This is a genomic window from Micromonospora sp. NPDC127501 (assembly GCF_040302185.1).
GTDB lineage: Bacteria > Actinomycetota > Actinomycetes > Mycobacteriales > Micromonosporaceae > Micromonospora.
This window is the reverse complement of record NZ_JBEORJ010000004.1, coordinates 396,233-418,782: the sequence shown is the minus strand read 5'-3', so window position 1 is coordinate 418,782 and position 22,550 is coordinate 396,233. Positions and strand designations below refer to the sequence as shown.

The window sequence follows — 22,550 nt, the reverse complement described above, 5'->3', positions numbered from 1 at the left end:
GAAATAGTGGCCTCCCACGAGGACGAGGCCACTATTTCCGTGTTTCAGCGCGATCGGGCCGCCGTGGCCCGCGTGCGGGCGGGGCCGCTCAGTAACGCTGCCGGAGCAGGCCAGCGGCCTCGACGGCCCAGTAGGTGAGGATGACCTGCGCACCGGCCCGCTTGATCGAGGTGAGCGTCTCCAGCATCACCCGCTCGCGGTCGATCCAGCCGTTCGCGGCGGCCGCCTCGACCATCGCGTACTCGCCGGAGACCTGGTAGGCGGCGACCGGGACGTCCACCGCGGCCCGCACCGCCGACACCACGTCGAGGTAGGGCAGTGCCGGCTTGACCATCACCAGGTCGGCGCCCTCGGCGACGTCGAGCGCGACCTCACGCAGCGACTCCCGCAGATTGGCCGGGTCCTGCTGGTAGGTGCGCCGGTCGCCCTCCAGCGCCGACTCCACCGCCTCCCGGAACGGGCCGTAGAAGGCGGAGGCGTACTTCACGGCGTACGCCAGCACGGAGACGTCCTGGTAGCCGGCGGCGTCGAGCGCTCGGCGTACCACGCCGACCTGGCCGTCCATCATCCCGGACGGCCCGACCATGCCGACCCCGGCGGCGGCCTGGGCCACCGCCATCTCGGCGTACGCGGCCAGGGTGGAGTCGTTGTCGACCTCACCGTCGGGGGTGAGCAGCCCACAGTGCCCGTGCGAGGTGAACTCGTCGAGGCACAGGTCGCTCATCACCACCGTGGCGTCGCCCACCTCGGCCACCACGTCGCGGATGGCGACGTTGAGGATGCCGTTCGGGTCGATGCCGCCGGAGCCGGTCGGGTCCCGCTGCTCCGGCACGCCGAAGAGCATGATCCCGCCGACACCGGCCTGGACCGCCTCGACCGCCGCCTTGCGCAGCGAGTCCCGGGAGTGCTGGAGCACCCCCGGGAGCGACCCGATGGCGCGGGGCTCGGTCAGCCCCTCCTTGACGAACATCGGCACGACCAGCTCGGCCGGGTCGACCCGGGTCTCGGACACCAGCCGGCGGACCGCCGGATTGCGGCGCAGCCGGCGGGGCCGGATCTCGGGGTACGACATGGCAGGCCCTCCTCGAACGACTACCGGAAGCGCAAGGCGGTCGGGCCCTGCACCTTCGAGCCACGGCGCTGCTTGGCCGGCATGGCGGCCAGCTTCTCCCGCAGCTCGACGGCGTAGGCGGCGAGCGCCTCCACCAGGTCGGGCACCGAGGCGTGCGGCGGCTGGACGTCGACGCGCAGGCCGAACTCCGTCGCGGTCTCCGCCGTCTTGGGCCCAATGACGGCAACAACGGTCCGGGCGTGCGGCTTCCCGGCGATGCCGACCAGGTTGCGCACGGTGGAGGACGAGGTGAAGAGCACCGCGTCGAACCCGCCCGACTTGATCGCGTCGCGGATCTCGGCGGGCGGCGGAGCGGCCCGCACCGTCCGGTACGCGGTCACGTCGTCGACCTCCCAGCCGCGCTCGGTGAGCCCGGCGGCGAGCGTCTCGGTGGCGATGTCGGCGCGCGGCAGCAGCACCCGGCCCACCGGGTCGAGGATCTCGTCGTGCGGCGAGAACTCGGCCAGCAGACCCTCCGAGGACTGCTCCCCGGCGGGGATCAGCTCCGGCTGGATGCCGAACGCGCGGACGGCGTCCGCGGTGGCCTCACCGATGCAGGCGATCTTGACGCCGCCGAAGTGCCGGGCGTCGAGACCGTGCTCGGCGAACTTCTCCCAGACCGCGCGGACCGCGTTCACGGACGTGAAGATCACCCAGGCGTACCGGCCGTCGACCAGGCCCTTGACCGCCCGCTCCATCTGCGCCGGGGTACGCGGCGGCTCGACCGCGATGGTCGGCACCTCGCACGGGATCGCCCCGTACGCGCGCAGCCGGGCGCTCATCGCGCCGGCCTGCTCCTTGGTGCGGGGTACGAGCACCTTCCAGCCGTACAGCGGGCGGTTCTCCCACCAGCTCAGCTTGTCGCGCTGCCCCACGCCGACACCGACGGTGAGCACCACCCGGCCGGTGAAACCGAGCGCGGCGGCCACGAAGCTGTCCACGGTCGACGTGGTCGTGTACTGGGTCTCGCCGGTGCCGTCGCCGGTCACCCCGACGCCGGTGGTGCCGTCGACCCCGGCGGCGAGCAGTCCGTCGCGGACGGCGGCGAGGTCACCGGCGTCCACGGCGAGCGCGAGCGAACCCCGGCCGACGGCCGTGGCCAACGCCTCGAAGTCCAGCGCGCTGACGTCCTCGACGTCGGCGGCCGTACGCACACCCGGCAGCGGGACCCCGGCGTAGGTGGCCACACCCTCGGCCTGGCCGACACCGGGCACCACCTCGAAGTGGGCGGCGGTGCGGGCCACCGCCTGCACCTCCTTGACCACCGAGTCGTGCCCGAACGGGTCGCCGGCGACCAGGTGCACCGCGTTGAGCCCGGAGCGGGCCGCGGAGATCAGCACCTTCGCCACGTCCCCCGGCGCGCCCTCGGCCGGGGTGAACTCGGCATCGTCCCTGGCCTCGGCGCGAACGACGGTGAGCAACGACTCGGGGACTCCCCGGTCGTAGATCACCTGGTCGGCGTCGACCAGGGCGTCGTGGGCCCGACGGGTCAGCAGGCCCGGGTCACCGGGGCCAGCCCCGACGAACGCGATACGGCCGACGGGCTTACGGGTGCGGGTCATTCTGTGCTCCCAAATTGCTGGGTCCCCGGGCCGGTGTGTCCTTCGTGGCCGAGGATCGAGTCGGCGCCGAGGTCGAGGAGTTCGGCGGCGAGTGCCTTACCGATCTCCGCCGCGTCGGCGGGCGTTCCGGTGCGGGACAGCCGGAGGTCACGAGTGCCGTCCGGGCTGATCACCGCCCCGCGCAGGTAGATCTCATCGCCGGTCTCGCCTTCGGCGAGTTCGGCATAGGCGGCGACGGGTGCGCTGCACCCGGCCTCCAGGGTTGCCAGAAACGCACGTTCCGCGGTGACCGCGGCACGCGACGGTGCGTGGTCGAGCACGGCGAGCAGCTCGACCAGGTCCTGGTCGTCGACCCGGCACTCCACCGCCAACGCACCCTGAGCGGGAGCGGGCAGCATGAGCATCGGGTCCAGCGACTCGGTGATCACGTCGAGCCGGCCGAGTCGGGCCAGACCGGCCCGGGCCAGGACGACGGCGTCGAGGTCGGCCTCGGGGCCGAGCACCCGCCCCAGGCGGGTGTCGACGTTGCCGCGGATCGGGGTGACCTCCAGTTGCAGGCCGAGAGCGTGCAACTGGGCGATCCGACGCAGCGCTCCGGTGCCCACGGTGGCCCCGGGCGGCAGCTCGGCGAGCGTCCGGCCGTCGCGGGCCACCAACGCGTCGCGCGGGTCCTGCCGGGCCGGTACCGCCGCGATGTGCAGCCCACCGGCGCCAGCCGTGGGCAGATCCTTGTACGAGTGCACCGCGAAGTCGATCGTCCGGGCGGTCAGCGCGTCACGCAGGGCGGAGACGAACACCCCGACGCCCAGCCGGTGCACCGGCGCGTTGGAGCGGTCGCCCGCGGTGACCACCTCGACCAGCTCGACGGGGCGGCCGGTGGCGGCGGTCACCGCCTCGGCGACCTGGCCGGACTGGGCCATCGCCAGGGCGCTGCCCCGGGTGCCGAGGCGCAGGGGGGCGGTCATCGCGCACCTCCGGTGGGTGGGGTGGGCTCGGCGGCGTCGGCTCCGGACACCGGGTCGGTGCCGGGGAGCGCCGTGCCGAGGTCGGGGGTCAGCACGTCCGGGACGGTGTCCACCGGCGAGGTCTGCGGCACCTCGAGGTCGAACAGCTCGCGCAGCAGTGCCGCGTACTGGTCGCCGCCGGGTTCCGCGGCCAACTGGCGGACCTTGACGGTGGGCTGGTGCAGCAGCCGCTGCACGACCCGGTGCACAGTGCGGGCCACCTCGGCCCGCAGGTCGTCGCCGAGGTCGGGGCGACGCTGGGCCAGTCGGCGCAGCTCGGCGGTGACCACGTCGTCGGCCCGGCCGCGCAGCGCGGCCACGGTGGGTGCCACGTCGGCGCCGCGCAGCCAGGTGAGGAAGCCCTCCACCTCGCCGAGGACGATGCGTTCGACGGCTGCGGCGTCGGCAGCCGCCGGACCGTCGGCGAGCAGCGCCGCCATCCGGTCGATGTCGATCACCTCGACGCCGGGCAGCTCGGCGACGCCCTCCTCGACGTCGCGCGGAACGGCCAGGTCGAGCAGGACGAGCGGGCCCCGGGACCTGTCGCGTTCGGCCAGCGCCGCGGTGACCACCGACCGGGTGAGGACCGGTTCGGTGGACGCGGTGGCGGCCACTACGATGTCCACTGTGGAGAGGGTGTCGGCCAGCTCGGTCATCGGCGCGGCAGTCGCCCCGTACGACTCGGCGAGCCGGACGGCCCGGTCGGCGCCCCGGTTGCTGACGGTGAGCGGCCCGGCGCCCAGCCGGGACAGCGTGGCCACCCCGAGCGAACCCATCGCACCGGCGCCGACCACCAGGGCCGGGTGGCCGACGAGGTCGCCGTCGAGGTGCCCGGCGGCCAGCTCCAGGGCGGCGGTGACGACGCTCTGGCCGGCCCGGTCGATGCCGGTCTCGGCGTGGGCCCGCTTGCCGACCCGCAACGCCTGCTGCATCAGCTCGTGCAGCAGCCGGCCGGCCGAGTCGGCGCCGGTGGCCCAGTGGTACGCGTCACGCAGCTGGCCGAGGATCTGCGCCTCGCCCACCACCATCGAGTCCAGTCCGGTGGCGACCCGGAAGACGTGATCCACGGCCGCGGTGTCGTAGTGCACGTACAGGTGGCTGGCGAGCGCGGTCGGCGAGCTGCCGGCCTGCTCGGCCAGCACGGCGCAGACGTCACCGAGCCCACCGTGGAAACCGGACACGGCGGCGTAGACCTCCACCCGGTTGCAGGTGGAGACGATCACCGCCTCGGCCACGTACGGCTGGGCGACCAGGCGGTCCAGTGTGCGGGTCAGGTCGGCGGGGGGCACGGCCAGCTGCTCCAGCGTGGCGACCGGGGCGGTCCGGTAGGACGCGCCGACGACGAGCAGTTTCACGTGCCTATCGCCTCCTGGGTGTCGGTGGCCGCGAACCCGCCCGGCAGGGCGGTGAGAGCGGTGCCGCCGGTGGCGGGCAGCGCGGTCAGCGACGCCTTGCGGTGCTCGTGGAAGGACAGAATCTGCAGCTCGATGGCGAGGTCGACCTTGCGCACGTCGACCCCCTCCGGAACCGAGAGTACGCACGGCGCGAAGTTGAGGATGCTCGTCACGCCGACGGCGACCAGTTGGTCGGCGACCTGCTGGGCGGCGGCGGCCGGGGTGGCGATCACGCCGATCGCGAGGGATTCCTCCGCGGCGACCGTCGGCAGGTCGTCGACATGCCGGACTACCAGGCCGTTGATCTCCTCACCGACCCGGGAGGGATCGGCGTCGAGCAGTGCGGCGATCCGGAAGCCCCGGCTGGCGAAGCCGTCGTAGCCGGCCAGAGCGTGACCGAGATTACCCACGCCGACCAGGGCGACCGCCCGGCGTTGGGTGAGCCCGAGCACATACTCGATCTGCTCGATCAGCAGCGCGACGTCGTAGCCGACGCCCCGGGTGCCGTACGAGCCGAGGTGGGAGAGGTCCTTGCGGAGCTTGGCGGAGTTGACCCCGGCGGCGGCGGAGAGACCCTCGCTGGAGACCGTCTCGTGCCCGGTGTCGGCGAGGTTGTGCAGCGCGCGCAGGTACTCGGGGAGCCGAGCGACGGTCGCCTCGGGCAGATCCGGGAGCGCCGGTACGGCACCGGCGCGGCCGGGCGCGCCTGGGTGACGGTGCTGACTCATGAGACTCCGTGCGGTGCGATCCTCGGCCAACTCCGCTGGTCGGCCGTTTGTGGACTCCCGCTGGCGACCGAGATTGCCGGCTGTGCTAGCAGGGCGCGTCGGAGTCACAGCGTAGGCGCTTGTGAAGACGTGCACAAATCGCGATCTTGTCGCTGCGTGGCGCGACCTCACCAGCCCCTCCATTCCACAAGATCGATTGAACGGCCTGGTCCGCTCACCGCCCGGGCGATTATTGCTCAATCCCGACTTCTCTGACCAATCCCGCGCCGACCCTGCCGGGGGGCGTCCCGGCGGTGGTGGAGGCGACGCCGGCGGTGGTAGGGACAGCACTACGGCGGAGAGGCGGGGTTTCGGGATGGGGACACCGAGCCCAGATGCCTAGCCTTTGAGCATGACCGCCGTTGCCGCCACCAGCGACCGACCGACGCTGGCACCGAGCATCCCCCGCCAGCTCTTCGTCGACTCCGGGTACGTGCTGCTCGGCCTGCCCCTGGCGGTGGCCAGCTTCGTCGTCCTCATCGTCGGCCTCGCGGTCGGCATCGGCCTGGTGGTCACGGTGATCGGCCTGCCGATCCTCAGCGGCACCCTCTACACCGCCCGGGGGCTGGCCGACATCGAGCGGCTGCGGCTGCCCGCGGTGCTCCACCAGCCCCGGATCCGGCCGCACTACCGGCTGCCCGAGACGGGCGCGAACGCCTGGCGGCGGATCTTCGTGCCGATGCGGGACGCCCAGTCCTGGCTCGACCTGGCGCACGGCATCCTGCGGCTGATCGCGGCGGCGGGCACCTTCGTGGTGACGCTGTCCTGGTGGGCCGCGGCGATCGCCGGCTCGCTCTACTGGGCCTACGACTGGGCCCTGCCCCGGGCCGACGGCGAAGGTGATCAGGACCTGGCACAGCTGCTCGGCCTGGGCGACTCGACCACCGCCCGGATCGGCCTGTACACCGCGCTCGGGGTGTTCTTCCTGATCACCCTGCCGATCGTGGTGCGGGGCTGCGCGCTGCTCCAGGCCAGCTTCGCCAAGGCGATGCTGACCGGGGTGGCCGAGATGCGCGACCGGATCACGGTGCTGGAGGAGCAGAAGCGGGCCGCCGTGTCCGCCGAGGCCTCCGCGCTACGCCGGCTGGAACGTGACATCCACGACGGCCCCCAGCAGCGCCTGGTCCGGCTGGCGATGGACCTCAGCCGGGCCCGGATGCAGCTCGCCTCGGACCCGGAGGCGGCCGGCCGCACCATCGACGAGGCGGTCACCCAGACCCGGGACACGCTGGCCGAGCTGCGGGCACTGTCCCGTGGCATCGCGCCGCCGATCCTGGTCGACCGGGGCCTGCCCAGCGCGCTGGCCGCCATCGCCGGCCGCGGGCTGATCCCGATCGAGCTCCAGGTGGACCCGCAGCTCGGCACCCCGGCCGGGCGGCTCGACCCGGCGGTGGAGAACACCGCGTACTTCGTGGTGTCCGAGGCGCTGACCAACGTCGCCAAGCACAGCCGGGCCACCGAGGCCACCGTGGCCGTGGCCCGGCAGGGCACCCACCTGCAGGTGCTGGTGGGCGACGACGGGCAGGGCGGCGCGCACCTGGCGAAGGGGCACGGGCTCGCCGGCATCGCCGACCGGGTCCGGGCCGCCGGTGGCGAACTGGTGGTGGTCAGCCCGACCGGTGGCCCCACCGAGATCCGCGCCGAGCTGCCGCTGTGAGCGGTCCGACACCGCGCCGAGCCCGTACGGCGGGCCGGACGTGGTAGACAACACAGCCATGCGCATCGTGATCGCCGACGACGCCGTCCTGCTCCGGGAGGGGCTGGTCCGGCTGCTGACCGAGAGCGGGCACCAGGTGGTGGCCGCCGTCGGGGACGGCGACGCCCTGGTCGAGGCGGTGGTCGCGCACCGGCCCGACGTGTCGATCGTCGACGTCCGGATGCCGCCGTCGCACACCGACGAGGGGTTGCGGGCTGCGGTGGAGGCCCGCCGGCTGGTGCCACGTACGCCGATCCTGGTGCTCTCCCAGTACGTCGAGGTGTCGTACGCCGACGATCTGCTCGCCACCACCGGCGGCGCCGGCGGCGGGATCGGCTACCTGCTCAAGGACCGGGTCGCCGCGATCGACGAGTTCCTGGACGCGCTGCGCAGGGTGGCGGGCGGCGGCACGGTGCTCGACCCGGAGGTGGTCGGTCAGCTCTTCGCCCGGCGTCGCCGGGACGACCCGCTGCGCGAGCTGACCCCCCGCGAGCGCGAGGTGCTCGCCCTGATGGCCGAGGGGCGTTCGAACACCGCCATCGCGCGCGCCCTGGTGGTCAGCGACGGCGCGGTGGAGAAGCACGTGCGCAACATCTTCACCAAGCTCACCCTGCCGCCGGACACCGAACAGCACCGGCGCGTGCTGGCCGTCCTCACCTATCTGCGGAACTGACCTCCCGGGCCAGGGCCACCGCGTCGGTGAGGGTGTCGGCCACCGGGTGACCGGAGGCGCGCAGCCGGGCCGGGTCGGTGAACCCGCCGGTGTAGAGCACGGCACGGCCACCCACCGCGAGCGCCGCGTCCGCGTCGTCGATGGAGTCGCCGATCAGCACCACCGAGGCGCCGTCCATGCCCAGTTCGGCAAGGTGCTGCTGGAGCGACTCAGCCTTGTGGCCGCCGCCGACAGTGGCCCGCAGCCCGTCGACGCGGGTGAAGTGGCCGGTCAACCCGTACGTGTGCACGGTCGGGACCAGTTCCTCGTGGAACCACATGGAGAGCAGGCTCTGGCTGCCCGGCCAGGCGGCCATGGCGGCGCGCGCGTCGGCGGCCAGCTCGCAGGTGGTCAGCCCGGTGCGGTACGCGTCGTGGAAGATCTTGTCCAGTCGACCGAACTCGTCGTCGTCCACTGCCTGCCCGAGCACCTCGGCGTAGTACTCGGCGATCGGCCTGCGGAACCGCACCCGGTGCTCGTCCGGGGTGACCGTCGGCCCGCCCAGGCTCGCGAACACGACGTTGGTGGCGGACACCACCAGGCTGAGGTCGTTGAGCAGGGTGCCGTTCCAGTCCCAGACGAGGTGCGGGAGTGCAGAGGTCATCAGAGCACCATAGGCACCCGTCAGAGCTGCGGCGTGGTCAGGTCCCGCAGCAGCCGGTCCTCCTCGACCCGCCAGTAGCCGTGCTCCTTGCCGTCGAGCATCACCACCGGCAGCCGGTCCCCGTACTCCCGCTCCAGCCCCTCGTCGCCGGTGACGTCCCACTCGACCCACTTGTCGCCGGTGACCGCGACCACCCGGTCGAGCGCCGCCTTGGCGTCCTCGCACAGGTGACAGCCGGGTCGGGTGATCAGGGCGAGTCGGGCGTCACTGGCCATCGGTTACCTCCGTGCGGTCGGTCGGCGTCGCCGACCGGAGTTGGGTCTTGCGTACCTTGCCGATCGCCGAGTGCGGCAGGGCGTCGACGAACTCGACAGCGGTCGGGCACTTGAACCGGGCCAGGTTCCGTGCGCAGTGGGCGAGCAACTCCTCGCTGGTCACCGGTCGGCCCTGCACCGGCACCACGTACGCCCGCACAGTCTCGCCGGTCCGCGGGTGCGGCACACCCAGTACCGCCGACTCGACCACCCCGGGATGCCCGGCGAGCACCAGCTCGACCTCGTGCGGATAGACGTTGAACCCGTTGACCAGGATCAACTCGCCGAGCCGGTCGACCAGGAAGAGGTCGCCGTCCTCGTCGGCGTACGCGATGTCACCGGTGCCCCACCAACCCTCGGCGTCCGGGCCGCCCCGACCGTCGGGCCAGTAGCCGGTGAAGAGGTTGGGGCCGGACACCACGATCTGCCCCGGGTCGGTGCCCGGCGCCACGTCGGAGATGTCCAGCTCGTCCGGGTCGTCGTCGGGGACGGTCAGCCCGTCGCGCCACAGGTCCGTCCCGTCGGCGCCGACCAGGCGTAGCCGCACCCCGGGCAGCGGCCGGCCGATCGAACCCGGCTTGGCCACGCCGCCGACCAGGGTGGAGGTGAGCACCGGCGCGGTCTCGGTGAGGCCGTACCCGATGTGCACCCGATGCCCGGTGACCTCCGTGAAGCGCGCCGCGACCGCGGGTTCGAGCGGTGCCGCGCCGCAGACCGCAATCCGCACCGACGCGGTCGCCGCGCGGGCCGTGGCCGCGCCGGCCCAGGTCAGGAACATCGACGGTACGCCGACCAGCACGCTGACCCGGTGCCGCGCGATCTCGTCCAGCCCCGCCGTCGGGCCTGGCTCGTCGAGCAGCACACCGGTCGCGCCGTGGTGCACGACCGCGCCGAGCCCCGAGTTGAGTCCGTACGCGTGGAACAGCGGCAACGCCAGAAGAACAGTGTCGGTCGGCCCGACCACCGGCGGTTCGATCTCCGCGACCTGTTCGTGGTTGGCGAGCAGCGCCTGGTGCGAGAGCATCGCCCCCTTGGGCCGCCCCTCGGTGCCGGACGTGTAGAGCAGTACAGCCAGGTCGGTGCCGCCGCGTCGAGGGCGGGGTGCCGGTCCGGGCGCCTCGGCGGTCGGTGGCGTGCCGTGCACCGAGGCGAGCGCGGGCAGCTCGGCGGCCACGTCGGCGACCAGGCCTCGAACGTGGTCGGTGGCGATGAGCACCGACGCGCCGGAGTCGGCCAGCACGTGCCGTAGCTCCGGGGCGGTGAGGCCGGGGTTGACCGGCACGGTGACCAGCCCGGCGCGGAGGGCGCCGAGCCAGGCGATCACGAAGTCCGGTGTGTTGGGCAGCGCGATGGCGACGCGTGGCGGCGTACCGCCGGGGTCGGTGGGTGGCGCGGCGGCGGACAGGCCGCGGGCGGCGGCGTCCACCGCGGCGTCCAGTTCGGACCAGCTCACCGTGTGCTCACGCCAGTGCAGCGCGGGCCGGTCGGCGCGGTCGAGAGCCGCCCGGCGGACCCGGTCGGCGAGGTTCGGCGCGGGGCTTTCCGAGGCGTCCTGCACGGTGATCGAGTCTGGCACAGCGCACGGCGGCGGGCCACGCCCGATGATGGGGGCCACGCCCGGAGGACGACACGGCGGCAGTCCCGTTCACGGGACTGTCCGGTGTGCCACCGGCGATCCGATCAGGTCCTGTCGATGGGACGTGCGACGCCGACCACGGGCAGGTCTGCCGCCCCCGTCCGGTCGGCCGGAGCGGCGGGTCAGCCGGACGGGCGGCGCACCTCCGACCTGGGGATCCACCCTGGAACACCGGGCCGACGGAAAGTCAATCGCACACGACGGACAACCGGTCCGCCACCGGTGCGGCGGAGCGGGAAATACTTCCGCCTTGTGTAACGGACTTGCCACGCGCGGGTGACGTTGGCCCTATCATCACTCGGGTCGGCTCACCCCATTTGCCGTGAGTCGACACCCCTCAGCCCGAGGAGGCCCCCGTGCCTGTGAGCGCATTGGACCAGCACCTCCAGGGGAATTGCCGCCCGTCGGCAACTCCCGTGACCGTCCTGCCCGACCGGTCACCCGGTCGGTCCGCCCCGACGAGACCCAGACCGGCCCGCCCGGCGACCGACGGGACGGGGGCAACGCGGTGACCACCTTCGGTTACGCGGAACGCCCGGTCGGCCTGACCGGTCAACCCGCCCGCTCCCACGTCAACGAGCGGCCAGCGGCCCGTGCCCCATCGGACGAACAGCACGGCGGCGTCGTGCGGGGGGACGGCGCGTCGCAACGGATCCGCAGCCGGCCACACCACAACGAGCCACCGCCGCGACCCGCGGTGCCCGGTGGAAACGCGAAGCCGGCCGGCGGCCGGGTCGCCGTACCGTCCCGACCCACCATGCCTGTGCAGGGTCGTCGGATAAGCGACACACCGGCGGTCACCACCGACCCGGCTGCGGGTGAGACAGCGGTGATCCCGGCGGTGCCGGCCACCACCGCGACCACCCCGACCGGTTTCCCGAGCCGCCCGGACCCGTCCGACCCGGCGACCGAGGTCTGGACGCTGATCGAGCGGGCCCAGGCCGGCGAGTCCGAGGCGTTCGGTCTGATCTACGACCGCTACGTGGACACCGTCTTCCGGTTCGTCTACTTCCGGGTCGGCAACCGGCAGCTCGCCGAGGATCTCACCTCGGACACCTTCCTGCGCGCGCTCAAGCGGATCGGCAGCTTCACCTGGCAGGGCCGCGACCTCGGCGCCTGGCTGGTGACGATCGCCCGCAACCTCGTCGCGGACCACTTCAAGTCGGGCCGGTACCGGCTGGAGGTCACCACCGGCGACGTGCTCGACGCCGACCGGGAGGACCGGGGCCCGGAGGGCAGCCCGGAGGCGGCGGTGGTGGAGCACATCACCAACGTCGCGCTCCTCACCGCCGTGAAGCAGCTCAACCCGGAGCAGCAGGAGTGCATCGTGCTCCGCTTCCTCCAGGGCTTCTCGGTCGCCGAGACGGCCCGCGCGATGGGCAAGAACGAGGGAGCCATCAAGGCCCTCCAGTACCGTGCCGTCCGCGCCCTGGCCCGGCTGCTGCCCGACGGCTTCCAGCCGTAGTTTGTCACGGCGGGACCGACGGGCGTCGATCAACGTCCGCGCAGCTCAGAGTCGGTCCCGCCCGGTGATGACCATCACTTTCTGTAATTTCCGCTCCGCCAGGCCCGTAACCCGTGCCCCGTCCGCCGCGTTTCTCCGGGTGCGACCGGTGGATGTCCCGGCAGGCCCGGGTCACCGAGGTCCGACCGGCATGCCGGCGGCACCTCACCTCCGTGGTGTCACACTGCCGCCCGGTCGCTGGCAACGACGGCGGCCGACCGGCCGTGACCAGCGAGAGGAGGTGCCTGCGGTGGACAACACCCTCTTCTCCCGCCGGCGCGCGGAGCGCTTCGCGCAGCTTCTCGACGAGGCCAACGGCGCTCGACGACACCACGTGCGATCCCGGGTGGACGGCCAACTGGCGCCGCTCGTCGCAGTGGGCCAGCGGCTCAGCGTCGACCCCCCGGCTGTCGAGGTGGACCAGGACTTCCGTACCGGCCTGCGGGCGATGCTGCTCGCCACCGCCGAGCGGGAAGGGCTGGGCAGCACACCAGCGGCGGTCAGCGAACCGGCCGCCACGACCACCCGCGGGCGGCTACTGCCGGCGGTCACCGCACGGCGGGCCCGAGCCCGGGGCGCGATCCTGGTCGGCGTCGCCGCCGGGGCCATCGCCGTCTCCGGGATCTCCGCCGCCAGCGAGAACGCGGTGCCCGGTGACGCGCTGTACGGCATGAAGCGCTCCACCGAACGGGCACAGCTCGCCCTGGCCAGCTCCGACATCAGCCGAGGCCAACTCTTCCTGGACTTCGCCCGGACCAGAGTCGGCGAAGCCGCCAAGCTGCGCGGTGACCGGATCGGCTACAGCGCGGTCCTCGACGACATGGACGCCGACAGCCGGCAGGGAGTTCGCCTGCTGACCTCGGCCGCTGTGCAGCGGGCCGAGCCGGGCAGCCTGGACACTCTCAACACCTTCGTGTCGAGCCAGCGCCGGGCGGTACGCGGTCTGCTCGACGGGAGCACCCGGGTCGACCGGGAACGGACCCAGCGGTCGCTGGTGTTGCTGGACAGCATCCGGGAACGCTCGGACGACCTGCGCGCGGCGATCGCCTGCGGCCTGCCGGCACCGACCGCCAGCGACGCCCTCGGGCCGAACCCGAGCACCTGCCCCGGGGCCCGCTGACCCGCGCCCCCCATACCGCACATCCGACCGGCCGCGCCACAGTTCGCTGTGTGCCCGGCCGGTTGCCCGTCTACGGCGGATACCCTCGCAGGGGATCATCCGTCGTACCGGTGAGGAAGGGATTCGCGTGGCGCGTAGCCGTAAGGTGACGGTCAGCACCGACGCCGAGGGGCACACCGCAGCCTGGGCGGAGACCGACCTGGCCCCGGTCAGCGCACCCGACCCGACCGCCGCGGCGTTCTTCGACGTGGACAACACGATGATGCAGGGCGCGTCGATCTACTGGTTCGCCCGTGGTCTCGCCTCCCGGAACTACGTGACAACCGCCGACCTGGCCCGATTCGCCTGGCAGCAGCTCCGCTTCCGGCTACTGGCCCGGGAGCACGCCGGTGACATGTCAGTGGCCAAGGAGGCGGCGCTGGCCTTCGTCCAGGGCTGGCGGGTCAACGAGGTCGAACACCTCGCCGAGGAGATCTTCGACGAGATGATGGCCCCCCGGATCTGGGCCGGCACCCACCAGCTCGCTCAGCGTCACCTGGACGCCGGTCAGCGGGTCTGGCTGGTCAGCGCCGCCCCCGTCGAGATCGGCCGGGTGATCGCCGCCCGGCTCGGCCTGACCGGTGCCATCGGCACTGTGGCCGAGGTGCTGGACGGTGCGTACACCGGGCGGTTGGTGGGTGATCTGATGCACGGGCCGGCCAAGGCTGAGGCGGTCACCCAGCTCGCCGCCGTGGAAGGGCTCGACCTGTTCCGCTGCGCGGCCTACAGCGATTCGGCGAACGACCTGCCGCTGCTCTGCGCGGTGGGCCGGGCGGTGGCCGTCAACCCGGACGGCGCCCTGCTGCGCCAGGCCCGCCAGCACGGCTGGGAGGTACGGGACTTCCGCACCGGTCGCCGAGCGGTCAAGATCGCCGTACCGTCGACCGCGGCCGCCGGGCTGGTCGCCGGCGCGGTCACCGCCGGCCTGGCGCTACAGCGCCGCCGCCGTGCCGGCTGAGAGACCCTAGGGGCCGAACGGGTCGGGCCGTCGTTCCAGCAGCGTGTGCAGGGTCTGTTGGATGGTCTCCCGCACCTGGTCGGCGAGGTTGAAGACCACCAGCGGGTCGTCCGCCGAGTCGGTCAGGTGGGCGGTGGGGATCGGCGGGCAGAACTCGATCAGCCACTTGCTGGGCAGCGGCACCATGCCCAGCGGGCCGAGCAGCGGGAACGTCGGCGTGACCGGGAAGTAGGGCAGCTTGAGCAGCCGCGCCAGGGGCTTGATGTCGGCGAGCATCGGGTAGATCTCCTCGCCGCCGACGATGGCGACGGGCACGATCGGGGTGCCGGTGCGCAGCGCCGCGGAGACGAACCCTCCCCGCCCGAAGCGTTGCAGTTTGTAGCGGTCGGCGTAGAGCTTGCCGATGCCCTTGAAGCCCTCGGGGAACACACCGACCAGATCGCCGCCGCTGAGCAGCCGCTCGGCGTCCGGGTTGCAGGCCACCGTGCCGCCGGTCTTACGGGCCAACTCGGAGACCACCGGCATCCGGAAGACCAGGTCGGCGCCGAGCAGCCGCAGATAGCGGTGGGCGGGATGCTTGTCGTGCAGCGCCGCCGAGAGGATCAGGGCGTCCAGTGCCACCGTCCCGGAGTGGTTGCCGACCACCAGGGCGGGCCCGTCCACGGGGACGTGCTCCACTCCACTGACCTCGGTGCGGAACCAGTCCCGGTAGAGCAGCCGCAGCAGCGGGTGGAAGACCGCGTCGGTCAACTCCGAGTCGAAACCGAACTCGTCGACCTCGTAGTCACCGGAGAGCCGCCGGCGCAGGAACGCCAACCCGTTCGCGACCTTGCGGTCCCAGTGGTCCCCGGGCCGGTCCGACACCGCCGGCTCGGTGCCGCCGGGCAACCCGGCGTCGACCTCGTCCGCCGGCGTCGAGGTCGAGGTCGAGGCCTGCGGTTCGGCCGGGGCCGGCGGTGTGTTCGAGGCCGTCGGCGTCGGCGCGACCTGCGCGGCAGGTCGGTATCCGTTGCGCCGTGCCGGCTCCGCGTCCGGTGCGGGCACCTGCTGCGGTACGTCGAAACGCCCGACCGACTGCGGGTCGCGCCCCTCCTCGGGCCCACTCATGATGCCGCCTCGGTTCGCGACTGCGGGGCTCGCAGGACCGGCTGACTCCTCGCGCTCACGATGACCGCTCCCGGACCGCTGAACGGACCTGCCGGATGCCGTCCAGGACGAGTTGCTCGGCGGCGGCCAGCTGACCCCGGGTGACCACCATCCCACCGTGGTGAGCCCGGATGAAGTCCTCGAACGCCTCGGCGGTCGACCGGGGAGTGAAGCCGTACTCCTGCTCGAGCCGGCTGGTGTCGACCACCCGGCCGTGCACGAAGAGGTCGACCTGGTCCAGGCCGTAGCTGCCGAATCCCATGGTGCGGGCCAGCGCGGCGGCCCCGGACAGACCCGGCTCCAGCACCGGCACGGCGACCCGGCCGGCGCGCCGGATCGCCTGGGACAGCGACAGCACCCCGGGGCCGGCGACGTTGTACGTGCCGGGATGGTCCTCCACGATCGACCGGTGCAGCACTTCCAACGCGTCGTCGAAGTGCAGGAACTGGAGGCGGGGGTCACGGCCGAAGACGGTCGGCACGAACGGCTGCGAGAAGTAGCGGGTCAACGTGGTGTCGGCGGTCGAACCGATGAACGGGGCGAAGCGCAGCACCGTGGCGGTGACGTCGGATCGGCGGCGGCGGAAGCCGCGCACGTACCCCTCAAGGTCGAGGATGTCGCGGCCGAAACCGCCGCGCGGCACCTCGCGGGGTTCGGTCTCCTCGGTGAAGACCGCCGGATCCCGGAACGACACCCCGTACGCGGCGGTCGACGAGCGGACCACGAGCTTGCGCAGTCGGGGTGCCCGCTGACAGGCGGCGAGCATCTGCATGCTGCCGATGACGTTCTGGTCCTTCATCGCGGACCTGCCGCCGTGCTGCGGGTCGGGTGAGGTGACCAGCGCGAGATGCACCACCGCGTCGACGTCCAGGTCGGCGAGGAGGCCACCGAGGGACCCGCTGTCGACGCGGATGCGTTCGACCCGGTCCAGCAGGTCGGTGAACTCGGTGCCGGAGTCAGGTGCGTCGACCCCGATGACCCGTTCGATGCGCGGGTCGGCGGCCAGCCGGGCCGCCACGTGGGCGCCCAGGTAACGGCCCACTCCGGTGACGACGACGACCCCCGGAGCACCTGAGGTGCCACCGGGGGTCATCTGACGCACCTACGCCGGCAGGATGGACCGAGCCGGGACGACCACGGCCTGATCACCTGAGCCTCCGGAGGTCGACAGTTTGGCAAGTGACGCCGAACGCCGGGCACCGAGCCCGGCGGCGATCACTTGCCGAGACGGCGACGCTGGACGCGGGTCTTGCGCAGCAGCTTGCGGTGCTTCTTCTTAGCCATGCGCTTACGGCGCTTCTTGACCACCGAGCCCATACGACAGCCTTTCGATACAACGTGCGGGGCGGACCGGATGACACCACGCAGGTGGCGACGGCGACCGCTTGCGGACAACGGACCGGACCAGTCTGGGCGGCGGGGCGCACCGGTGGGGTCTCGGTCGGGCTCCAGGGTAGCCGCAGGGCGTCAGCCGGACCAACGCGCCCCCGCCGCGACCACCTCTGGTTCGCGACCGCGGGGCCCGCGAGCTCACTCCTCACGCCCACCGATGCCGTTCAGCCGGCGGTCGGAGGGCGGGGCGGTGGCTCAGGCGGTCTCCTGAAAGGCACCCCGGAGATATTCGTGCACCGCATGCTCGGGCACCCGGAATGACCGGCCGACCCGGACGGCGGTGAGCTCACCGCTGTGCACCAGGCGATAGACCGTCATCTTTGACACCCGCATGACCGTCGCCACCTCCGCGACGGTCAGGAACTTGACCTCCGACAGCCGCCCGTCGGACTGTGACCCGGCCATGGCTCACCGACCCATCCCATGCCCGGCGCGTGCCAACCCGACGGATGCTCCGGGCCGGGCCGGCGACGCGCGTGTTACCAGTACGGTAGCGGGGCGGTTGTGACCGGCGCGATCCCTTCCTGCAACTGATCATGCTTCGGTGGCCGGTTCACCCGATCCGTGCTCCCGGTATCTGCCTGTCCGCGTCCGTCGTCCGGTTGTCGCGGCTCTGCTCATTCGGTGCGCAGGGCGACCACCGGGTCGAGACGGCCGGCGCGCTGCGCGGGAACCACCCCGAACACGATGCCCACCACCGCCGAAACGCCGAAGGCGAGCGCCAACGACCACCAGGTGATCGCCGCCGGAATTGGCGACAGCGCGTCGACCAGCAGGGCGGTTCCCACGCCCAGCGCCATCCCGGTGAGCCCGCCGATCGTGGTGAGCAGCACCGCCTCCAGCAGGAACTGCACGCCGATGTCGCGGGGACGCGCGCCGACGGCCTTGCGCAGCCCGATCTCCCGGGTCCGCTCCCGGACGCTGACCAGCATGATGTTGGAGACGCCGACGCCGCCGACGAGCAGCGAGATGCCGGCGATGGCCGCCAGTACGCCGGTGAGGACACCGAGGATGTCGCCGAGCACGCCGAGGATCTGCTGCTGGGTTACGGCGCTGAACTCGGTGTCCGGGTGGCGGCGGTTCAGCTCGGCGACGATCCGTTCGCCCAGCTCGTCGATCCGCTCCCGGTCCGGCGCCTTCACCGCGATGCCGTCGACCCGCTGGGTGCCCCAGAGTCGTTGCGCGGCGGTCACCGGCACGTGCACCTCGTCGTCCCGGTCGACGCCGAGGCTCTGCCCGAGGGGTGCGAAGACTCCGATCACCCGGAACCGCACCCCGGCCAGCGCCACCTGCTGACCGAGCGGGTCCCGGTCGGGGAAGAGCGCACGGGCGACCGAGTCACCGAGCACCGCCACCCGTCGGCTGGTGTCCACGTCGGTGCCGGTGAGGTAGCGTCCCCGCGCCAGCGAGCGGGTGAACACCGCCGGGGTCGTCTCCAGGACGCCCTGCACGGTGGTGAAGTCGGAACGGGCGCCGGCCCGCGCGGTCGCCCCGGAGGCGACGGTGACCGCCACCCGATCGGGGTCGCCGACCACCCGGGTGACGGCGTCCACGTCCTTGAGGGTCAGCGGCGAGACGACCGGAGCGTTGCCCACCTCGATCCGGCCGGGGACGACCAGCAGCAGGTTGGAGCCGAGGCCCTCGACCTGTTGCTCGACCTTCTGTTTGGTGCCGGTGCCGATGGCCACCAGCAGCACCACCGAGGCCACCCCGATGATCACCCCGAGCATGGTCAGCGCGCTACGCAGCCGGTTGGCCCGCAGGGCGTCCAGCGCCACCCGCCACGCCTCGGCGACTCTCACGCCGTACCTCCGGGCCGCTCGACCTCGTGCGCGACCGCAGCGCCCTCGCGGGCAACGGCATCGCCCGGGGCGGCGTCGCGTGGGTGGGCTTCGGGCCGCTCGACCTCGTGCGGAAGGCGCCCGGTGGCTCCGGCGGCGCCACCGGAGCCACCGGACGGGTGCCCCGGACCGCTTCCGGACGCGGACCGGGGCTCCGCGCTGGGAGCGGGGACCAGTGTCGCAGGTCGACCGTGATCAACGGACGGCGGTCGATCATGAGCGGAGCGCGGGTCGGCGCTGTCCGCCACGACCACCCCGTCGCGCATGGTGATCCGGCGGTGGGCGCGGGCCGCCACCTCCTGGTCGTGGGTGACCATCACCAGCGCCACCCCCGACTCCGCGTTCAGTTGCTCCAACAGCTCCAGCACCGCGGCGCCGGTGACGCTGTCCAGGTTGCCGGTGGGTTCGTCGGCCAGCAGCACCGTCGGCTCGGTGACCAGCGCGCGGGCGATCGCCACCCGCTGCTGCTCACCGCCGGACATCTGGTTGGGCCGGTGATCCAGCCGGTGCCCGAGGCCGACCCGGCCCAGCATCGCCGCCGCCCGCTCCCGCCGCTGTCGGGCCGACACCCCCCGGTAGACCAGGGGCAACGCCACGTTCTCCACCGCCGAGGTACGCGGCAACAGGTGGAACGCCTGGAAGACGAAGCCGATCGTCTCGTTGCGCAGGGTCGCCATCTCCGGTGGCGCGAGGGCGTTGACGTCCCGCCCGCCGATCACCAGGCGGCCACCGGTGGGCCGGTCCAGCCCGCCGAGGAGGTGCATGAGGGTGGACTTGCCCGAGCCGGACGGGCCGACCAGGGCCACGTAGTCCCCCGTCTGCACGATGAGCGACACCCCGCGCAGCGCCTCCACCGACACCCCGTCGAGCTGGTACGTCCGGGACACGTCCACCGCCTCGATGGCCGGAACCCGCTCCCCTGCCGGCGGATCGCCGCGCGGATCTGCGGCGGCCGATCCGGTCACCGGACTTCCTGGCCGTCGCGGACCTGGTCGGCGCCGCGCACCACGATCCGGTCGCCGGGCTGCACGCCGTTGAGGATCTGCACGAGGTCGGACCCCTGGACGCCCACGGTCACCGGCGCCCGGCCCGCCTTGCCGTCACGGACCACCCAGACGGCGTCCCGGCCGTCGGCGGAGAACACCGCCGACGCGGGGACGGTTACCGCGTCGACGGCCTCGCGTACCCGCAGGTGCACGATCGCGTTCATGCCGGGGCGGGGCGTCGGGGCCGGCTCGTCCTCGGCCAGCTTCCCGGTGCCCAGCGCGAGGCGGACCCGGTAGGTGACCCCGCCCTGCGCGGAGCTGGTGGGCAGCACGTCGACCGAGCGGACTGTGGCGTCGTAGCTGGCGCCGGTGACGGCGTCCAACTCGACAGTGGCCGGCACGCCGGCCTTGACCAGCAGCACGTCGGTCTCGTCCACCTCGGCGAGCAGACCCAACTGCCCGGTGTCCACCACGGTCAGCACCGGGGTTCCGGCGGTGACCTGACCACCGACCGCGACCGCGTCGTCCACGCCGGCCGGCGGCCCGCCCTGACCGGCGGGAGCCAGCACGGACGGGTCGAGGCCGGCCGCCTGCGCGCCACCGGCCTGCTCCAACAGCCCGGCCAGACCGGCATTCGCACCACCGCCGGCCCGGGTGCCGCCGGGCTGCACCACCCCGGCGATCGGGGCGCGCAGGGTCAGCGCGTCGACTGTCGCCTTTGCCAGGTCGTACGCCTGCTGGGCCTGGAGCCGCTGCGCCGCGGAGAGCGCGCCGACGGCGGAACTCAACCCGTTGATCCCCCGCTGCACCGCCCGGACCGCCTGGTCGGCGCTGCGCGCGGCGGCCGCGTACTGGCGTTGCGCGGACGTCACCTGGGTGAGCAGCGCGTCGCGCAGTTGCGGGTCGGCGATCTTCTCGGCGGCCTTCCGGGCCGCGTCGAACGCCTCGTCGGCGGCCCTGTCGGTGCCACGCCGGCTGCTGGTCAGGCTGCCCGCTCCGACGCCTCGGCCGGCGCGCTTCGCGGCGGTCAGCGCCTCCGTGGCCTGACGGAGGCGCTGTTGCGCGCTCGGCGAGTCGACCACCGCCAGCACCTGACCGCGCTTGACCCGCTGTCCAGGTTGGACGCGCAGGCTGGACAGGGTGCCGTCGGCGGGAGCGGTGAGGGTGGCGGCGGCGCGGGCGGTCACCGTGGCGGGTGCGTCGATCACCTCGGTGACCGGGTTGCGGGCGGCCGACGCCAGCGCGAGATCGGGGCCTTCGTCGCCGCAGGAGGCGGCGGTGGTAGCGGTGAGGACGACGACGGCGGTCAGGGCGATGAGCAGGCGGGGCCGCATGGTGCTGGCGGGCCGTGACGACTGAGGACGGCGCACCCATCGATGGTACGGCGCACCTCCGCACCGCCTCCGGGCTGCGTCAGGCGGCGGTGGCGCGGACGTACGCCACGCATTCGTCGTGCAGCGTCGACCACTGCTCACCGAACGCCTTCTCGGAGGCCGCGTCGATGGTCCTGCCGTCGTGCACCACGGTCTTGAAGAAGGTGAGCAGCCGCAGCGGCCCGTACCGGTCGACGAGGTGCCGGACGGCCAGGTAGCCGATGCCGTAGCTGGCGGCTACCCGTTCGGCGGAGGCGTCGTCGGCGGGGTTGACGCCCTCCAACTTGCCGTCCCAGCCGCCCCGGACCATCTTGCGCACGTCGGCGATCCCCTCGTACCGGTCGACCGCCTGGCCGCCGGCACCGGCGAACTCGGCCAGGCCCTCGACCAACCACCAGGTGAGCTTGCCCGGGTAGCCGCGCTCCGGCAACGACGCCGCGTGGGTCAGCTCGTGCCGCAGCAGGTCGTCGGTGCCGCTGTTGGAGAGTCCTTCGGCGTTGAGCACCACCTCGTGGTGACCGCCGCCCACGGTGACCGCGTAACCGCCGGTCCATTCCGGGCGTTCCCCGCCGTACCAACGCTGCCACTCGGTGCGCCCGGCGTAGAAGATCCGGTATCGGTCCGGCGGTGAGCCGGTCACCGCGTACCCGTCGGCGACCCTCGCCGCCGCCTCGGCCTGCGCGAGCAGGCCGGGCAGCTTGCCGCGCAGCGCCGGGGTGGTGGCGACGATGGTCCGCGCGCCGATGGCGACCGCCAGGTCGCTGATCTCCCACGGTCGGGTGCCGGTCTCCACCGACTTGGATTCCTCCATGGCGACCATCCGGGGCTGGTCGCCGTTCTCCCGCCACCGGGTGCCGATCAGCACCGGGCTGGGCCGGCAGTTCGGCGTGACGAAGCAGTACTGGAAGCGCACCAGCAGCCGCCATTCGCCGGGCTTGCCGATGATCGGCACGGGCAGGCCACTCGGCTCGGCCCGCCAGCCGGTCACCTTGAGCTCGCGTAGCGCGGCGAAGCGCCGGCGCAGGTCGTTGTGGGCGGCGGGATCGGCGACGGCGAGGAACCCGGCACGGTCGCCGCCGAGGAGTGCCGCGGACTGCCGGTGGAGCTGGGCGGTGATCCGGTCGGACAGCCCTCTGGCCACGGTGGTGGCCGGGTCGTCGGCCGCCGAGGAACCGACCCGGCTGACAGTGGGGCGCGAGCCTGTCTCCCGGATCACTCCGACGACGAGCGCCGCCGGCAGGCCGCAGCCCAGCAGCAGGAGGACCACCACGAGCACCGTCCACAGCGGCCAGAGCCGCCGTGGTGCTGGCTGCTGCACCTCGTCAGTCACCCGCCGAAGGGTACGACCACTACCTGGATGCGGCGAGGCCGCCCCGGGCCGATCGGCCCGG

Annotated in this window: 20 protein-coding genes and 1 pseudogene; 5 read left to right on the top strand and 16 right to left on the bottom strand. The window is 72.9% G+C overall.

Annotated features, from left to right (window positions below):
• Nucleotides 1–88 precede the first annotated feature (88 nt).
• The 5 genes from hemB to ABTW72_RS12055 are packed head-to-tail and all read right to left on the bottom strand — an operon-like array spanning nucleotide 89 to nucleotide 5,799.
• A complete protein-coding gene (gene hemB, locus ABTW72_RS12075; RefSeq protein WP_196919917.1) occupies nucleotides 89–1,072 on the bottom strand; it encodes a porphobilinogen synthase in 984 nt (327 codons plus the stop codon).
• 20 nt (nucleotides 1,073–1,092) lie between these two features.
• The gene (locus tag ABTW72_RS12070; RefSeq protein WP_112584249.1) at nucleotides 1,093–2,673 is read right to left on the bottom strand and encodes a bifunctional uroporphyrinogen-III C-methyltransferase/uroporphyrinogen-III synthase; all 1,581 of its coding nucleotides are present in this window, start codon (nucleotides 2,671–2,673) and stop codon (nucleotides 1,093–1,095) included.
• A complete protein-coding gene (gene hemC, locus ABTW72_RS12065; RefSeq protein WP_350857633.1) occupies nucleotides 2,670–3,638 on the bottom strand; it encodes a hydroxymethylbilane synthase in 969 nt (322 codons plus the stop codon). Before hemC ends, ABTW72_RS12070 begins: the two co-directional genes overlap by 4 nt.
• Nucleotides 3,635–5,032, bottom strand: coding sequence for a glutamyl-tRNA reductase (locus ABTW72_RS12060; RefSeq protein WP_350857630.1), 1,398 nt, complete (start codon nucleotides 5,030–5,032; stop codon nucleotides 3,635–3,637). The genes hemC and ABTW72_RS12060 overlap by 4 nt, the downstream gene beginning before the upstream one ends.
• Nucleotides 5,029–5,799, bottom strand: coding sequence for a redox-sensing transcriptional repressor Rex (locus ABTW72_RS12055; RefSeq protein WP_350857627.1), 771 nt, complete (start codon nucleotides 5,797–5,799; stop codon nucleotides 5,029–5,031). Before ABTW72_RS12055 ends, ABTW72_RS12060 begins: the two co-directional genes overlap by 4 nt.
• Before the next feature lie 391 nt (nucleotides 5,800–6,190).
• On the opposite strand from ABTW72_RS12055, the gene ABTW72_RS12050 reads away from it, so the two are divergent.
• Together ABTW72_RS12050 and ABTW72_RS12045 are read left to right on the top strand one after the other, a co-directional pair.
• Complete coding sequence (locus ABTW72_RS12050; RefSeq protein ID WP_350857624.1) at nucleotides 6,191–7,495, top strand: sensor histidine kinase; 1,305 nt, start codon at nucleotides 6,191–6,193, stop codon at nucleotides 7,493–7,495.
• 58 nt (nucleotides 7,496–7,553) lie between these two features.
• Nucleotides 7,554–8,207 carry a response regulator transcription factor gene (locus ABTW72_RS12045; RefSeq protein ID WP_350857621.1) on the top strand — a complete coding sequence of 218 codons (654 nt, stop codon included), beginning with the start codon at nucleotides 7,554–7,556 and terminating at the stop codon, nucleotides 8,205–8,207.
• On the opposite strand, the gene ABTW72_RS12040 is transcribed toward ABTW72_RS12045, so the two are convergent.
• The 3 genes from ABTW72_RS12040 to ABTW72_RS12030 are packed head-to-tail and all read right to left on the bottom strand — an operon-like array spanning nucleotide 8,188 to nucleotide 10,722.
• Nucleotides 8,188–8,850 carry an HAD family hydrolase gene (locus tag ABTW72_RS12040; protein ID WP_350857618.1) on the bottom strand — a complete coding sequence of 221 codons (663 nt, stop codon included), beginning with the start codon at nucleotides 8,848–8,850 and terminating at the stop codon, nucleotides 8,188–8,190. The two genes, ABTW72_RS12045 and ABTW72_RS12040, sit on opposite strands and share 20 nt — an antisense overlap.
• A 20-nt stretch (nucleotides 8,851–8,870) precedes the next feature.
• Nucleotides 8,871–9,125 carry a glutaredoxin family protein gene (locus ABTW72_RS12035; protein ID WP_350857615.1) on the bottom strand — a complete coding sequence of 85 codons (255 nt, stop codon included), beginning with the start codon at nucleotides 9,123–9,125 and terminating at the stop codon, nucleotides 8,871–8,873.
• The gene (locus ABTW72_RS12030; RefSeq protein ID WP_350857612.1) at nucleotides 9,115–10,722 is read right to left on the bottom strand and encodes an AMP-binding protein; all 1,608 of its coding nucleotides are present in this window, start codon (nucleotides 10,720–10,722) and stop codon (nucleotides 9,115–9,117) included. Before ABTW72_RS12030 ends, ABTW72_RS12035 begins: the two co-directional genes overlap by 11 nt.
• 586 nt (nucleotides 10,723–11,308) lie before the next feature.
• Between ABTW72_RS12030 and ABTW72_RS12025 the strand changes: the two genes are divergently transcribed.
• The 3 genes from ABTW72_RS12025 (at nucleotide 11,309) to ABTW72_RS12015 (ending at nucleotide 14,421) form a co-directional block, all read left to right on the top strand.
• Nucleotides 11,309–12,265 carry an ECF subfamily RNA polymerase sigma factor, BldN family gene (locus ABTW72_RS12025; protein WP_350857609.1) on the top strand — a complete coding sequence of 319 codons (957 nt, stop codon included), beginning with the start codon at nucleotides 11,309–11,311 and terminating at the stop codon, nucleotides 12,263–12,265.
• A 289-nt stretch (nucleotides 12,266–12,554) separates the two neighbouring features.
• A complete protein-coding gene (locus ABTW72_RS12020; protein ID WP_350857606.1) occupies nucleotides 12,555–13,424 on the top strand; it encodes a DUF5667 domain-containing protein in 870 nt (289 codons plus the stop codon).
• Nucleotides 13,425–13,551: 127 nt separating this feature from the next.
• Nucleotides 13,552–14,421 carry an HAD family hydrolase gene (locus ABTW72_RS12015; protein ID WP_350857603.1) on the top strand — a complete coding sequence of 290 codons (870 nt, stop codon included), beginning with the start codon at nucleotides 13,552–13,554 and terminating at the stop codon, nucleotides 14,419–14,421.
• A gap of 6 nt (nucleotides 14,422–14,427) precedes the next feature.
• Here the strand turns inward: ABTW72_RS12015 and ABTW72_RS12010 are convergent, their stop codons facing one another.
• The 8 genes and pseudogenes from ABTW72_RS12010 to ABTW72_RS11975 all read right to left on the bottom strand — a co-directional run bounded on the left by ABTW72_RS12010 (nucleotide 14,428) and on the right by ABTW72_RS11975 (nucleotide 22,489).
• A complete protein-coding gene (locus ABTW72_RS12010) occupies nucleotides 14,428–15,309 on the bottom strand; it encodes a lysophospholipid acyltransferase family protein (protein ID WP_350857887.1) in 882 nt (293 codons plus the stop codon).
• A gap of 274 nt (nucleotides 15,310–15,583) precedes the next feature.
• Nucleotides 15,584–16,660 (bottom strand): NAD-dependent epimerase/dehydratase family protein, encoded by a 1,077-nt coding sequence (locus tag ABTW72_RS12005; RefSeq protein ID WP_350857600.1) that lies wholly within the window; start codon nucleotides 16,658–16,660, stop codon nucleotides 15,584–15,586.
• Nucleotides 16,661–16,782: 122 nt separating this feature from the next.
• Nucleotides 16,783–16,884: a 30S ribosomal protein bS22 gene (locus ABTW72_RS12000; RefSeq protein ID WP_007465623.1), complete on the bottom strand. Its 102-nt coding sequence runs from the start codon at nucleotides 16,882–16,884 to the stop codon at nucleotides 16,783–16,785.
• A 270-nt stretch (nucleotides 16,885–17,154) separates the two neighbouring features.
• Nucleotides 17,155–17,364 (bottom strand): helix-turn-helix domain-containing protein, encoded by a 210-nt coding sequence (locus ABTW72_RS11995; RefSeq protein WP_007465625.1) that lies wholly within the window; start codon nucleotides 17,362–17,364, stop codon nucleotides 17,155–17,157.
• A gap of 212 nt (nucleotides 17,365–17,576) precedes the next feature.
• Complete coding sequence (locus ABTW72_RS11990; protein ID WP_091402733.1) at nucleotides 17,577–18,761, bottom strand: ABC transporter permease; 1,185 nt, start codon at nucleotides 18,759–18,761, stop codon at nucleotides 17,577–17,579.
• Nucleotides 18,762–18,853: 92 nt separating this feature from the next.
• Nucleotides 18,854–19,765 (bottom strand): annotated as a pseudogene (locus ABTW72_RS11985) (ABC transporter ATP-binding protein); the annotation flags it as partial.
• Nucleotides 19,762–21,120 carry an efflux RND transporter periplasmic adaptor subunit gene (locus ABTW72_RS11980; RefSeq protein WP_350857884.1) on the bottom strand — a complete coding sequence of 453 codons (1,359 nt, stop codon included), beginning with the start codon at nucleotides 21,118–21,120 and terminating at the stop codon, nucleotides 19,762–19,764. The pseudogene ABTW72_RS11985 and the gene ABTW72_RS11980, both read right to left, overlap by 4 nt.
• Nucleotides 21,121–21,199: 79 nt before the next feature.
• Nucleotides 21,200–22,489, bottom strand: a complete 1,290-nt coding sequence (locus tag ABTW72_RS11975) for a hypothetical protein (RefSeq protein ID WP_350857597.1) — start codon at nucleotides 22,487–22,489, stop codon at nucleotides 21,200–21,202.
• Nucleotides 22,490–22,550: the final 61 nt, after the last annotated feature.

Coding starts and splice junctions, on each gene's coding strand:
- hemB (WP_196919917.1), bottom strand. CDS start 1,072: ATGTCGTACCCCGAGATCCGGCCCCGCCGGCTGCGCCGCAATCCGGCG.
- ABTW72_RS12070 (WP_112584249.1), bottom strand. CDS start 2,673: ATGACCCGCACCCGTAAGCCCGTCGGCCGTATCGCGTTCGTCGGGGCT.
- hemC (WP_350857633.1), bottom strand. CDS start 3,638: ATGACCGCCCCCCTGCGCCTCGGCACCCGGGGCAGCGCCCTGGCGATG.
- ABTW72_RS12055 (WP_350857627.1), bottom strand. CDS start 5,799: ATGAGTCAGCACCGTCACCCAGGCGCGCCCGGCCGCGCCGGTGCCGTA.
- ABTW72_RS12050 (WP_350857624.1), top strand. CDS start 6,191: ATGACCGCCGTTGCCGCCACCAGCGACCGACCGACGCTGGCACCGAGC.
- ABTW72_RS12045 (WP_350857621.1), top strand. CDS start 7,554: ATGCGCATCGTGATCGCCGACGACGCCGTCCTGCTCCGGGAGGGGCTG.
- ABTW72_RS12040 (WP_350857618.1), bottom strand. CDS start 8,850: ATGACCTCTGCACTCCCGCACCTCGTCTGGGACTGGAACGGCACCCTG.
- ABTW72_RS12035 (WP_350857615.1), bottom strand. CDS start 9,125: ATGGCCAGTGACGCCCGACTCGCCCTGATCACCCGACCCGGCTGTCAC.
- ABTW72_RS12005 (WP_350857600.1), bottom strand. CDS start 16,660: ATGACCCCCGGTGGCACCTCAGGTGCTCCGGGGGTCGTCGTCGTCACC.
- ABTW72_RS12000 (WP_007465623.1), bottom strand. CDS start 16,884: ATGGGCTCGGTGGTCAAGAAGCGCCGTAAGCGCATGGCTAAGAAGAAG.
- ABTW72_RS11995 (WP_007465625.1), bottom strand. CDS start 17,364: ATGGCCGGGTCACAGTCCGACGGGCGGCTGTCGGAGGTCAAGTTCCTG.
- ABTW72_RS11980 (WP_350857884.1), bottom strand. CDS start 21,120: ATGCGGCCCCGCCTGCTCATCGCCCTGACCGCCGTCGTCGTCCTCACC.